Annotated in this window: 10 protein-coding genes and 4 pseudogenes; 11 read left to right on the top strand and 3 right to left on the bottom strand. The window is 59.3% G+C overall.

Annotated features, from left to right (window positions below):
- The first annotated feature begins 542 nt into the window (after positions 1–542).
- From AC13D8_RS04885 to AC13D8_RS04835, 11 genes and pseudogenes are all read left to right on the top strand, one after another.
- Entirely contained in the window at positions 543–1,766 is a 1,224-nt protein-coding gene (locus AC13D8_RS04885; RefSeq protein ID WP_482967888.1) for a TRAP transporter substrate-binding protein, read from the top strand.
- Positions 1,767–1,837: 71 nt separating this feature from the next.
- The gene (locus AC13D8_RS04880; protein ID WP_482967887.1) at positions 1,838–2,428 is read left to right on the top strand and encodes a TRAP transporter small permease; all 591 of its coding nucleotides are present in this window, start codon (positions 1,838–1,840) and stop codon (positions 2,426–2,428) included.
- Positions 2,425–3,723: a TRAP transporter large permease gene (locus AC13D8_RS04875; protein ID WP_482967886.1), complete on the top strand. Its 1,299-nt coding sequence runs from the start codon at positions 2,425–2,427 to the stop codon at positions 3,721–3,723. The genes AC13D8_RS04880 and AC13D8_RS04875 overlap by 4 nt, the downstream gene beginning before the upstream one ends.
- A gap of 52 nt (positions 3,724–3,775) precedes the next feature.
- On the top strand, positions 3,776–4,309 hold the full coding sequence (locus AC13D8_RS04870; RefSeq protein WP_482967885.1) for an acetyl-CoA carboxylase: 534 nt from the start codon (positions 3,776–3,778) through the stop codon (positions 4,307–4,309).
- A gap of 3 nt (positions 4,310–4,312) precedes the next feature.
- Positions 4,313–5,770, top strand: coding sequence for a pyruvate carboxylase subunit B (locus AC13D8_RS04865; RefSeq protein WP_482967884.1), 1,458 nt, complete (start codon positions 4,313–4,315; stop codon positions 5,768–5,770).
- Positions 5,771–5,800: 30 nt separating this feature from the next.
- Positions 5,801–8,002 (top strand): acetate--CoA ligase family protein, encoded by a 2,202-nt coding sequence (locus AC13D8_RS04860; protein ID WP_482967883.1) that lies wholly within the window; start codon positions 5,801–5,803, stop codon positions 8,000–8,002.
- Complete coding sequence (locus tag AC13D8_RS04855; protein WP_482967882.1) at positions 7,995–8,957, top strand: NAD(P)-dependent oxidoreductase; 963 nt, start codon at positions 7,995–7,997, stop codon at positions 8,955–8,957. Before AC13D8_RS04860 ends, AC13D8_RS04855 begins: the two co-directional genes overlap by 8 nt.
- Positions 8,954–10,321 (top strand): acetyl-CoA carboxylase biotin carboxylase subunit, encoded by a 1,368-nt coding sequence (locus tag AC13D8_RS04850; protein WP_482967881.1) that lies wholly within the window; start codon positions 8,954–8,956, stop codon positions 10,319–10,321. The genes AC13D8_RS04855 and AC13D8_RS04850 overlap by 4 nt, the downstream gene beginning before the upstream one ends.
- On the top strand, positions 10,314–10,754 hold the full coding sequence (locus AC13D8_RS04845; protein ID WP_482967880.1) for a hypothetical protein: 441 nt from the start codon (positions 10,314–10,316) through the stop codon (positions 10,752–10,754). The genes AC13D8_RS04850 and AC13D8_RS04845 overlap by 8 nt, the downstream gene beginning before the upstream one ends.
- 107 nt (positions 10,755–10,861) lie before the next feature.
- Positions 10,862–11,004 (top strand): annotated as a pseudogene (locus AC13D8_RS04840) (IS5/IS1182 family transposase); the annotation flags it as partial.
- Between the two features lie 58 nt (positions 11,005–11,062).
- A pseudogene (locus tag AC13D8_RS04835) lies at positions 11,063–11,200 on the top strand (IS6 family transposase); the annotation flags it as partial.
- Positions 11,201–11,883: 683 nt separating this feature from the next.
- Here the strand turns inward: AC13D8_RS04835 and AC13D8_RS04830 are convergent.
- The 3 genes and pseudogenes from AC13D8_RS04830 to AC13D8_RS04820 form a co-directional block, all read right to left on the bottom strand.
- A pseudogene (locus AC13D8_RS04830) lies at positions 11,884–12,000 on the bottom strand (IS66 family transposase); the annotation flags it as partial.
- Positions 12,001–12,055: 55 nt separating this feature from the next.
- Positions 12,056–12,262 (bottom strand): annotated as a pseudogene (gene tnpB, locus AC13D8_RS04825) (IS66 family insertion sequence element accessory protein TnpB); the annotation flags it as partial.
- A gap of 95 nt (positions 12,263–12,357) precedes the next feature.
- Entirely contained in the window at positions 12,358–12,561 is a 204-nt protein-coding gene (locus AC13D8_RS04820) for a hypothetical protein (RefSeq protein WP_482967879.1), read from the bottom strand.
- Positions 12,562–12,727: the final 166 nt, after the last annotated feature.

Here is a 12,727-nt window from a genome sequence, read left to right as displayed (position 1 = left end):
GGCTGAAAGGCCGATGAGCCGTCGCTTTTCAGGCTTGCCGCGCGGAGGGCCGTAATCGGGGCATCCTGCGGCGGACGGGGAGCAATCTCGCTGCCGTAGGGCGCTAAAGGCCGGGACGCGCCTGCGGAACACAGTCGGCAAAAGACGTCTGCAATCGCTGGAAGCGATGGGGCGACAAGGGTGTCTGTGCTCGAATCAGGGCGGGCCTGGCGATCGGGCATCGAAGAAAAGACCGTGATGATCGACGCGTGACCCTCCTCTGTGGTGGGGCCTTGCAGACCCACACTCGCACATCGATGCCGTCGGGAGGCGGTCAGGTTATCAAGGCGCTGCGGACGTCGGCTGTTGGAACGTTTTCCGGTATCCCGTGATGGCGATGACATCGTGACGCTTAGTAATGTAAGCGTAAGTTACGAAACATGTAATTTATTGTAGTTTTGTAAAAATATTACTTATACTTTATGCTCGGCTCACCAAACACAATCGTCAGAAAGAAGAAGGTTCAAACTGGCGGGTAAAGCGACAATGAAAGCGGGGGAAAAATGTTCAATGAAAGCAAACGGCCGAGAGGCAGAGTCTCACGCAGAGATTTTATGCGTGTCGGTTCAGCCTTCGGAATGAGTTCAGCGCTTGCTGCGGCGGCATTGCTTGGGCCGGGTTATTCATTGCCAGCTCTGGCTCAGACAGCCGGGCGTCTGGGGGAGAAAAGAGACGCCGCCAAGGCCAAGCATGTCTTCAAGTTGGGAATGGTCTACGGCGATGCGCAACATGACATCCAGCGGGTCGGCGTGTGGGATTTTGTCCGCGACATCGAAGCGCGCACTGATGGTGCCATTATGATCGATGTCGTCGATGCCGGTGGGCTGTGCGCCGAAACGAAATGCGTTCAGCAAACCATGCAAGGGGTTATCGATATCGGGGTCAGTTCGACTCAGAACGGGGCCAGTATTGCCCCGTGGATGAATGCTCTCGACTATCCGTTCATGTTTCAGTCCGCCGCGCAGATTTACGATTTCCTCTATAACCCTGAGTCGGAAAAGGTCTTCCGCAGCGTCTTGCGCGACCGGCACAACATGGAGCTTCTGTTCAGCACCGCGGAGCTTCGCGGGATTTTCATGGGGGCCAGCTTCAAGGATAAGCCCGCGATTGCCCAAATGTCCGATTTGAAGGGCGCCAGGATAAGGGCCACCGGTACACAGTTTGGGCAGACTGCGTTGACCCTCATGGGGATGAATCCGCTTCCCGTAGCTTGGGCTGAAACGCCTGATGCCATGCGCTCGGGGCTGGTCGACGGCATGGAAACCTGGGGCGCGGCCGCGGCAGCCTTCAATCTCGCTCCGGTCGTCAGCCAGTATTTGAAACTGGGTTTCATTCCGGGAACGGAGGCGACGATGATCCGAAGCGAAAGCCTGGACAAGTTGACGCCGGAGTTGCGCGACGCGCTGATGGAATCTGCGTACCAGACCCAGCAGGTCATCATGTACAACCTGGCTTTCGCCCAGGAGAACATCATCGGTGATGTAAGCGACCCGAAGCCCGACACCATCTATGGCAAAGCAGGGACCGAAGTGATCATCCCCAACGAAGATATGGTGAGCGAGGCCCAAAGCATGGCCGACCCCCAGCAAGAGCCCTATGCCCAATTGAGGGGGCGGCTCGATAAAATGGCAGGTTTTGACGCCTATGCAGCGATCAAGCCATTGGCCCAGCGCATCGACCGGTCGGTGAGGGCAGTTGACGTCGTGCCACGGCGTTGGTGGCTCTGACGCATCTGCCACGTTTCAGAGCGGGGTGACTGGTCGTCCCGCTCGATCCGCACTTCTATCGGGAGGAATTCATGGGCCAGACGCAGGGCCCCCGTTTGCTGCCCAGCGGGCGGTGGGGGCGTTTCAAGGCCGGAGCGTATCGTACACTTCGGTATGTGGACGCGCATCTCGAGAAGGGCATCATCCTTGTGGCCTACACCGCCTGCGCTGGCATCATTGCCTTCGAGGTCGGGCGTCGGTTCCTGCTGGACGAGCAAGTTTCCTGGAGCACGACCGTGCCGGCCTACATGTTTGTCTGGCTGACATGGCCGGGTGCAGCCCTGGCCGTCCGAATGCGGTCACATCTTGCCTTCAATGGAGTTCGGCAGAACCTGTCGCGCTGGGGGCAATATGCATCCATGCAGATCGACTATGTTCTCTACCTGACTTTTGCGTTTGTTGCGGTCTACTACTCTTTCGAGCTGGTGCAGATGCACCAGAACAATTTCTCCAGCGTTCCGGGCACCGTCGATCTTCCCTCCTGGTGGTTTTATCTGGCGACGCCGGTTGGCTGGTCGCTTCTGGTGCTTCGGGTATTCCAGAACGCCTGGGAAGATTTCAGGGCGGTCCGGTCAGGGAGTGACCTGCGCATGGCCGCGGGCTTTGGGAGCCTTGACGGATGAATGCCATTTTCGATCCCAGCACACAGCTTTTTCTCTTATCCGGACTGGCGGCGGCCCTGTTCGTGCTGGGCACACCCCTTTTCCTGTTGATGGGAGTTTGGGTGCTCGGGGCGCAGCTCATAATTGACTTCCCCCTGGCAAGCATCGGCTCGGGTCTGTTCGAAGGGCTCAACAGCTTTGCCTTGCTGGCCGCACCCCTGTTCATTCTGACCGGCGATCTGATTTCAAAAGGCGGGATCGCCCGCCGGATGACCGAGTTCTCGATGTCCCTGCTGGGATGGGTTCGGGGCGGGTTGGGCATGTCAACGATCGCAACCTGTTCCATGTTCGCGGCCATCAGCGGTTCAAACTCTGCCACGACCGCTACGATTGGCTCGATCACATATCCGTCGCTGCGCGATCAGGGATATCCAAGCTCCTTCGCCGCGGCGACATCGGCGGCGGGAGGCGTGGTCGGGATCATCATACCGCCGAGTATTCTCTTCATCGTCTATGGTCATCTGACTGCGACCCCGATCTCCGAATTGTTCCTTGCCGGCATCATTCCCGGCCTGTTGATGTCTTTGGTAATGCTTGTGACCGTCTACGTTGTCAGCCGGCGGCGGGGTTATGGTCAACTCCACCCGTTCCGCGTGGGCCGTGTCGCACAAACGTTTCCGGGCGTTTCGATCGCTCTGGCGGCGGGGTTGATTGTGCTGGGCGGCATCTACTCGGGAGCGTTTTCACCGACGGAAGCTGCGGCGGTCACAGTTGTCTATTGCCTGCTCGCCGGTTTTCTCATGACCCGTGAACTCAGCTTGCGGAGCCTGCCCAATGTCATCCTGCGCAGCGGTATGATCGTCGGGATCATCATGCCGCTTGTGGCTATGTCCTTGCTGATGCAGCAGGTTTTTGCGGTGATTGGGTTTGGTGACTGGCTTGGCGAATTCATTAGCTCACTCGGTGGATACTACACGGTGCTTTTTGTCAGCATGATGATCGTCCTGATCGCCGGCACATTGCTCGAATCGGTTCCCAATACCGTCATCCTGGCCCCCATCCTGGCCCCGGTAGCGTTCAAGGCGGGGGTGGATCCTTTCCATTTCGCGGTTGTCTTCATGGCGGGCAGTTCGATTGGTTTCATCACTCCTCCTTTCGGTCTGAACTTGTACGTCGCATCCGGCATCACCGGCATCCCCTATCTGCAGATCGCCAAAGCGGTCTTGCCCTATCTATGGTCCCTCTTGTTGATCTGGGTGGTGATCGCTTTGCTCCCAGCCTTATCAGTGTACTTGACCCAATTCGCAGGTCGTTGAGGCCGGTATCCACAAGGGGCGAATCCCCCGTGAGCATCGAAGGAGTTCTGCAGTGCCCATTTCTGCTTCCGAAATCGAACAGATAATCCACAAGTTCGAAACCTCGGAGTTCGACGAGATGGTACTTCGGGTAGGGGATACGCACCTGCGGGTCGTGCGTCGGGGCGCGGGCGCGACGAGCGATTCCAGAATCCCCCCACAAGACGCAGAGTCCGGTCATGTGCCTGTGCCGGATTCCCGATCGGACAGCAAGCAGGGCCGTCCTGCGGGAACCGCGATCTCGTCTGAGCCGCAGGCAGGTCCGGGACCGTCACAACAAGGCGAGCGCGGCGACACCTCTACGGGTCACGTCGTGGTGGCCCCGATCGGGGGCATTTTTTACAAATCCCCATCGCCCACCTCCGACCCGTTCGTGGCGCGGGGAGCGCGGGTCGAACCCGGCGACACGGTCGGCCTGATCGAGGTGATGAAACTGTTCACCTCGGTGTCGGCCGGGGTGCGAGGCGAAGTTGAGGAATTCCTTGTTGAAAATGGCGAGACCGTGATCAAGGGGACACCTCTGCTTCGGATCCGTGAGGAGTGTTGAGCGATGGCCCCGCTGCATTTGATAGATACCACGTTCCGGGATGGCCAGCAGTGCAACTGGGCTACGCGGATGTCCACAGCAGCGATGTTGCCAGCCGCCGAGGATCTGGATCGCGCCGGGTTCGGGGCTATCGAAGTGATCGGTGCCGTCCAGTTCGATGCGGCCGTCCGTTATCTATCCGAGAACCCGTGGGACCGATTGCGCCAGTTGCGCACCAGGATAACACGGACCCCGATGCAGGCCGTTATCCGGTCAAGTTGCATTCTGGGGTTCGAGCCTCAGCACGAAGACATCAACCGCCTGTGGGTTGAACGTTTGATCGCGAATGGCTGCACCCGCTTCGTCGCCTTTGATGGGCTCCACGATCTGGACAATGTCGTACCGGCGTTGCTGCACGCGAAATCACTCGGAGCCATGACCACGGGCTGGCTAACCTTTTCCGATAGCCCGATTCACACGGATGAGCTTTACGCACAAAAGGCCAGAGAGTTTATCGACAGAGCTGATGTGGATGCCCTGTTGATAGAGGATGCAAGCGGCGTCCTTACGCCTGAGCGCCTGCGGACGCTCGTGCCTGCGATCCGTGCCGAGATCGGTGAGATGTCACTGGGCCTGCACAGCCACGGCGTTGTCGGCTTGCCTCAGCGAAGCTATCTTGCCGCCGCGGAATTGGGTGTGGACAATCTTTATACATGCGTGCCGCCCGTTGCCGACAGCAACGCGCCGCCATCGGTTCTGACCACTCTGCGCAACTTGAGGGCGACCGGCCATGCTGTCGATATGGACATAGCGTCGCTGGAGCGCGTGAGCCACCATCTGGATCAGGTCTCGATAGCCGAAGGACGCCCGCGGGGCAGGGTGATGGATTTCGATGCTGCTGCGGTCGGACATCAGGTGCCCGGTGGGGTGATGAGCAACCTGGAGGCACAGCTTGATCAGGTCGGCCTGCACCACAAGCTGCCCGAGGTTCTGGAAGAGTGCGCCAGGGTCCGGGCCGATCTGGGCTGGCCCATCCAGGTCACGCCCTTCGCCCAATTCATCGGTGTCCAGGCGACGCTGAACGTTATCAACGGTGACCGCTATGCCGTAGTTCCCGACGAGGTCAAGAAATACGCCATGGGACATTACGGAAAGCCTCTGGCTCCAGTTGTTCCGAATGTATTGGACCGAATTCTTGAAAACGGCTCGGCTTATATCCAGGAGCCGTCAAAAAATCTGGAGCCGGTTTTGCCCGGCCTTCGCACGAAATACCTCGATCTGAATGACGAGACGCGTATGCTGCGTTATTTTTTCGACGGTGCGATGGTTGATAGGATGGAGCGGGGTGTGGAAAGGTCGACCATACTTAGGACGCCAATCGTGGCTGCCATGGAACTGGCCTGTAGCGGCCGGAATGTATCGAGGGTCGTTCTCGATAAAGGCGATTTCCACCTTGAACTCCGGAAGCGGCCCGGCACCTGAACTTGCTCCGAACACCAGGAAAGAACCACAATGTACAACTCTGCCCATAATGACTTTACCGCCAGCGTCGACAGGGAGAAATTAATTTCTCCGCGCGGTATTGCGGTGATCGGCGCCTCTCGCGATTCGTCGCGGATCGGAGGGCAACCTATAAAGGCCTTGCAGGCGGCAGGCTATACCGGCGGGATCTACCCCGTAAATCCCAAGTATGAAGAGGTTGCCGGCCTGAGATGCTACCCCGACGCAGCTCATATCGACGAACCCTGCGATCTAGCGATAATCGCGGTCTCAAGTGCGCATGTGCTCAAGTCGATCCGTGATTGCAGCTCGGCGGGTATTGGATTCGCGGTAATCCTGAGCGGTGGCTTTCGTGAATCGGGCGAGTCCGGGGCCACTCTCGAGCACGAACTGATCGAAGCGGCCCGGGCCGGCGGTGTGCGCCTGATCGGGCCAAATTGCCAGGGTCTTGTGAGTTTTCCGAACCGTGTGTTTGCTGCCTTCGGAAGCATCACCGGTGAGTTGGACCTGCCCCAGGGCCCGGTTTCGATGGCCTTCCAGAGCGGGGGGTTCGGATTTGCCATTGCCACTCAGGCGGCGGCAGAGGGGGTTGGTTTCCGTACCTGCATCTCGACTGGGAACGAAGCTGACCTCACGACACCCGATCTGTTGGATGTGTTCATCGACGACCCCGGCACGAGCATTTGCGCGGCCTATATCGAGGGGCTTTCCAACGGGCGCCGCCTTATCGATGTGGGACGCAAGGCGTTGGAAGCCAGCAAGCCGTTGCTGGTATGGAAGGGAGGCAACACCGAAAGCGGTGCCCGTGCCGCCGCTTCGCACACGGCCAACATGACCGGAAGCTACGAGGTTTTTCAGTCGGCTTTCCGTCAAGCCGGGATAATCGAAGTCTTCGACGTTCAGGAAATGGTCGACCTTTTCAAGGTTTTCAGCACCAGACGGCAGGCTCAGGGCGAACGGATCGGAGCACTCAGCATCTCGGGCGGCTCCGGGATCGTCTTTGCCGACCGGGCCATTCGTGATGGGCTGTCTCTGCCCGAGTTTGGTGCCGAAACGGCCCGCAAGCTGGCCGAGATTGTGCCGACATTCGGATCCGCAGCAAACCCGATTGATATCACGGCCGGTGTTTTCAACGATATGGGACTTTTCGAGCGGGCGCTCGAGGCGACGATCGAGGATGACGGAATCGACCAGCTGGCCATTTTGCTCGCGTCGTTGCCGGGGGCTGCTGCCGTTTCTGCCGCTCGGGTCATTGTCGCGGTCGCCGAGCGGACTGAAAAGCCTGTCCTTGTCGGCTGGTCGGTCCGTCGTGATCGTGCAGAAGAAGCCTACGAACTGCTGGAGGCGGCGGGCATCCCGATCATCCCGACCCCGGTCAGGCTTGCCCACGCTGCGGCGGTGTCCGCCCGCTGGGCCACGCAGCGACGTACGATCCTGGCGCGCCCGCAGTGGGCAGACACCGAAGACGCGTTTCCAGTCCTGCCCGAAACGACCAGGCCTCTGGATGAGTTCAGCTCCAAGCAGGTCTTGGCTGACGCCGGGATCGGCAGATCTGTGGATGTGCTGATGCCCTGTGATGGCGACCCCGCTGTCGCCGCAGAATGCCTGACCTATCCATTGGTCGCCAAGATCGTCTCGAAGGACATTGCGCACAAGACAGAGGTCGGAGGGGTCAAGCTGGGGATCGCGACGCCTCAGGAGCTTGACCGCGCTGTCCAGGATATCCTGGAGTCGGTGGCGCGGCATGCCCCCGGGGTGCGCCTTGAAGGCATCCTGCTCGCCGAGATGGTTACCGATGCCACCGAGGCCCTCATGGGGGTGGTTCAGGACCCGTGCTTCGGCCCCGTGGTCGCGGTCGGTCTAGGCGGTATCTATGCTGAAATCTTTGGGGATGTGTCATTCCGCGTGGCACCGTTTGACGAGGATGTCGCACGCGAAATGATTTTCGAGCTGAAATCCCTGCCGATCTTTCAAGGCGCCAGGGGCCGTGAGCCGGCGGATATCGACGCCTTCTCCGAAACACTGGCCCAGCTATCGCAATTTGCGTGGTACCATCGCCACAGGTTGAGAGAACTGGACATAAACCCCGCGCTTGTACGCCCCGCGACCCTTTCCGCGACCGGAATGCCCGGAGGCATCGTTATCGCCGACGCGTTGATGATTCTTGCGGACGTCGCGACCGGAGGGCATGTCCGGGACTCGGATCATGCCTAAGGTCGCATTCATCGGCCTTGGAGTGATGGGCGGACCAATGGCTGCCCGGCTTGCACGTGCGGGCATGGCCGTCACTGGGTATGACCATGACAAGGTTCGGTGCGCGCAAGCCCGCAGCGACGGCGTGAAGGTGGCGGCATCTGCCAGAAGTGCCGCCGCTTCCGCCGAAATCGTGATCACCATGCTCCCGGAACCCGGGACCTTGATCGACGTTCTTACCGGGGCGTCAGGGGTGCTGGCGGCAATGTCTTCACAAAGCTTGCTCATCGACATGGGGACAAGCGGTCCCGATACTGTCGCGATTATCGCTCAGGAAGCCGGTGATCGAAATATCCGTATGATTGACGCTCCGGTCGGACGGCCTCCGTCGGCCGCGCGAGATGGACGTCTGATTATCATCGCCGGAGGGGATGAGGCCGACCTGAAGCAAGCTGCCCCCCTTTTCGAAATCATGGGCGAGGTCACCTACCACGCCGGTCCACTGGGCAGCGGCGCGCGCCTGAAACTTATTAACAACTACATGTCGATGGTCGGCATGGTGATGACTGCAGAGGCCCTTGCCGCCGGCCGGAAGGCGGGCTTGGACCGGGAGGTTCTGGTCGAGGTGCTGAGCCACACGGCGGCCGGGCGTGGACAGATCATCGTGAATTTTCCCGGTAAGGTCCTTGCGGGCGATATCGCACCTGATTTTCCAATCCGCCTCGGTCTCAAGGACCTCGGACTGGCGCTCGATATGGGTCAGGAATTGGAGGCGGAATTGGTTCTGGGCAAGGCAGCGCAGCGAACATTCGTGGAGGCGATTGCATCTGGCCGTGGTGAACAGGATTGTACCGCGCTGTTGCTCTTTCTGGAAGAAGCGGCGGGATTGGACCCGTCTGTCGCCTCGGCAACTCTCGCTGCATATCGCACGGGTGCCGGTGACAGCCGCAGCAACGAGCACAAGGGTGGGAAATGAGAAAAGTCCTGATTGCCAATCGCGGGGAAATTGCGCTTAAGGCAGTACGCGCAGCCAGACGCTGCGGTTTGCAGGTGGTCGCGGTGTATTCTTCCGCCGATGCCTCCAGTGCCCATATCTTTGCTGCGGACGAGGCGATTTGCATTGGGGGGGCGTCCCCCAGGGAAAGCTATTTGCGCGGCGACGTGCTGATAGAGACAGCCTTGGCAACGGGGTGCGACGCGGTCTATCCGGGGTATGGCTTTCTGGCGGAGAACGCAGAGTTCGCCGAAGCTTGTGCAAGCAAAGGTTTGACATTCGTAGGCCCCGATCCTGAAAGCATTCGCACGATGGGTGACAAGGCAATGGCGCGTGCCACAGCGGCGCGCCTGGATGTTCCGGTAGTTCCGGGTTCGCCGTGCGCGTTCACCGAGGTTTCAGAGGCGGCAGAGCATGTCGACTCGGTCGGCTTTCCCATGCTGGTCAAGGCCAGTGCCGGCGGTGGCGGGCGGGGTATGCGAGTGATACCCCAAAAAGAGAGTTTCCACAGGCTATTCGAACAGGCCAGCGGAGAAGCCGAAGCCGCATTCGGCGACGGCGCACTGTATCTGGAACGGTTCTTCGAGCGCGTGCGCCACATCGAAGTCCAGGTCTTCGGTGACCATCATGGAAATGTCCGGCATCTCTGGGATAGGGACTGTTCCGTTCAACGCCGCCATCAAAAGCTGATCGAGGAAGCCCCCGCAACACTCTTGCCCGCCAACACCCGAAAGGATATGGCGGATGCAGCGCTGCGTCTGGTGCGGGGAACGAAGTATCACAACGCTGGCACCATTGAATTCATCTACGACATGGACAGTGGCGAATTCTTCTTCATCGAGATGAACACTCGGATCCAGGTTGAACACCCGGTGACCGAACGGCTGACTGGCACCGATCTGATAGCTGAGCAGTTCTGGATCGCTGCAGGCAACAAGATGCGGTTGCCGGAGCTTGAAACAGTGCCCGACGGATGTTTCATCGAATGGCGTATATGTGCCGAGGACCCGTCACAGAATTTCACACCCGTCCCGGGGCGGATTACCCGATTGGAGCTGCCGACAGGCCCGAACGTCGCGTTCGAAAGTCATGTCTTTCCCGGTTACGAAATCTCGCCCTTTTACGATTCGATGATTGGGAAACTGATTGTTGGGGGCAGGAATCGCGACGAGGCTCTCGAAAATTCCCGGCACGCTTTGCAGGCCCTCCGGATAGAGGGTGTCGCCACCACTATCCCTTTTCATCTTGCGATGTTGGATGAGCCTGAATTCATAGAGAATGACATTCACACCCGTTGGATTGAAGCCAAGCAGTCGGAGGCCACAAGTGGATCAGCCCATGCATGACAACCTAACGGCCAAGGATTTGGAACGGTTGACCGACTCCATGTCGCGCGAGGGGCTTTCCCGATTGGAATGGTCGCTTGACGGTCTCGATCTGGAAATAGACTGGGAGGGCCCGGCGGGCGATGAAGCAAATGTCGTCAAGACAAGAGAGGAATCGTCGTTTCCGCAGGAAGATCTGATAACAGATCAGCCTGAAGTGATCACATACCATACGGTCAGGGCAAAGGCGGCGGGTGTGCTCAACTGGCAAGTGAGCCGCGCGCTCGAGCCCGGTGATTGCGTCAAAGCCGGTGAGATTGTTGCCTCCACAAGAGTCGGCACCGAAAATGCCGAAATCATCTCGCCGATAACCGGGCGGGTTTTGCACGTTCAGTCTTTCGAAAACGGTGCCTTCGTCGCATGCGGACAATGGCTATTCTCCGTCGGATCGTAAGAAGAGACGAGGAGGCTGTGCGCCGTCCAAGGCATCATCGAGCAGTCACGTGGGCGCATCAGGCGGCCGGGCTCGACACCCTTCTCGATGCGCGGCAAAATGCCGGTGACACGGACGCCCGGCTTTACAAGAAGGCGCTGGGTGCTGCGGCGGCGCTGTGCTTCATGGGGCATACGCTGATGGAGACCGCAACGGGCGGGTCGTGCAGGCGGACCTCACGCACGCCGATGGCCATGGTGAGCGCAAGGCGAGGTCTTGTCAGAGGAAATCAGCTTGAGACGGACAGGGCGGTTGCATAGCCTCGCCGGATGACAAAACACAGCCCATTTCGCTATTTCAAAACTAGTCGTGAGATCATCCGGCTGGCGCTCATGCTTTACATCCGGTTTCCGCTTCCGTTGCGGAACGTAGAGAAACTCCTGCACGAGGTTGGGTTGGACCTCAGTCCCTTTTATATGATCTGGGATTCGAATAAGAAGATGTCGTGAATAAAATCAATGCTTTGGGCCCGGGAAATCGGGTGGATGCCGCTCTCCTCTGACGGTATCGCAATGTGCCAAGCTTGGGGTGTCATCACACAAGCTGCAGGAGACGGCGTCCGTGGGAAAGGTTACGATCATCGGCGTCGATCTCGCAAATAACGTGTTCCAAGTGCATGGCGCCGCGGCGGGCCCGTGCTGTTCCGAAAGAAGCTGACCCGACCGAAGTTCATTCGTTTCGCTGCCAGTCGCGATTGAACCGCATAACCGGTAGAACCATCAGTCAACTGAATTAGAACAATGACTTAGGCGCCAGAGAACGTTCGCTGCCAGTCCCGTCCGCTCCGCCACTTGCCCCTGCGAAAGCGTTCTCCCGCTCCGGCTACGGCCGGATTTTTTCGTTGTTTTCGAGGGTTATGCGGGAGGGGCTGAGCACCGTCCCTGCCGGCGGGAGGCCCGAAAGCGGTTTCTCAGGGCCGGTATTCTCCGGACCTCATGACTGAGGCGATTTGATGAATTTTTTGCAAGCCTCTGGAATTCTGCTCTTTTTTGGAAGCTTCGGCTGAACACTTCGATCCCGGTGCCGTTCCTGAGAAGAGACAGAAATCGAACTTTTCCATGATCATGTCAGAAGCCCCCGGGCAGTGGGGAATCTCCGCCTGGCGGTAGAACGGCAGGTGGTTGCCGAACTTTGACACGATGATCCACGCAATCAGCCGCTCGGTCGGGAGCCCGCCAGGCACGACATGCTCGGGCGTATGCGCCTGCACCATGGCCTGCGACCAGCGGGCGCCGCGCCGGCTCCGGTCTTACCAGGCGCCAGTCCAACCCATCGAACAGTGCCGCCAGCTGCACCGAGGACATCTGCATCACCCCATCCAGCTCCTGCGGCCATACGAACTTTCCGCCTTCCAGCCGCTTGTGAAACAGCACCATCCCGGTCTGATCCCAGACCAGGAGCTTGATCCTGTCTGCCCGTTTCGAGCGGAACACGAAGACCGCCCCACAGAACGGATCGAGCCCGAACATCTCCTACACCGCCAGCGCAAGGCCGTCGATGCCCTTGCGGAAATCCACCGGGCGCGTCGCCACGTGGATATTCACCGGCGCTCCCTGGCCGCGCATCATGATGCCGCCGCCCGCGCCGCCCGGATCGACCGTGTCAGCAGGACCTTGTCGGCATCAACACCAACGCGGATCACGACATCGCCGACAACGATCTCCACGCCGTTCGCAGCCACCGCCTCCGCCGGCACCTCTGCCCCGGCCGCCGCTTCCTCGACGATTAGCTCGGCAAACATCGGCAGGGCCACCACGCTCTCGAGCATGACAAGCTGCCCCGTCGGCAGCTTCTTCCGCCAGTCGTAGACCTGCCGGCATATTGCTCGACACGGAGTTGCGACCAATTTGCATGAGCTGCGCAACAAAATGACTTCCGGCAACATTGAGCCGAAGTGAATTGCACAAGGCATCTATTCCGCCATCCTGCCCATA

The sequence above is a fragment of the Roseovarius sp. B-10 genome, from assembly GCF_056859295.1.
The sequence above is the reverse complement of the archived record's forward strand: the minus strand, read 5'-3'. Positions and strand labels throughout refer to the sequence as shown.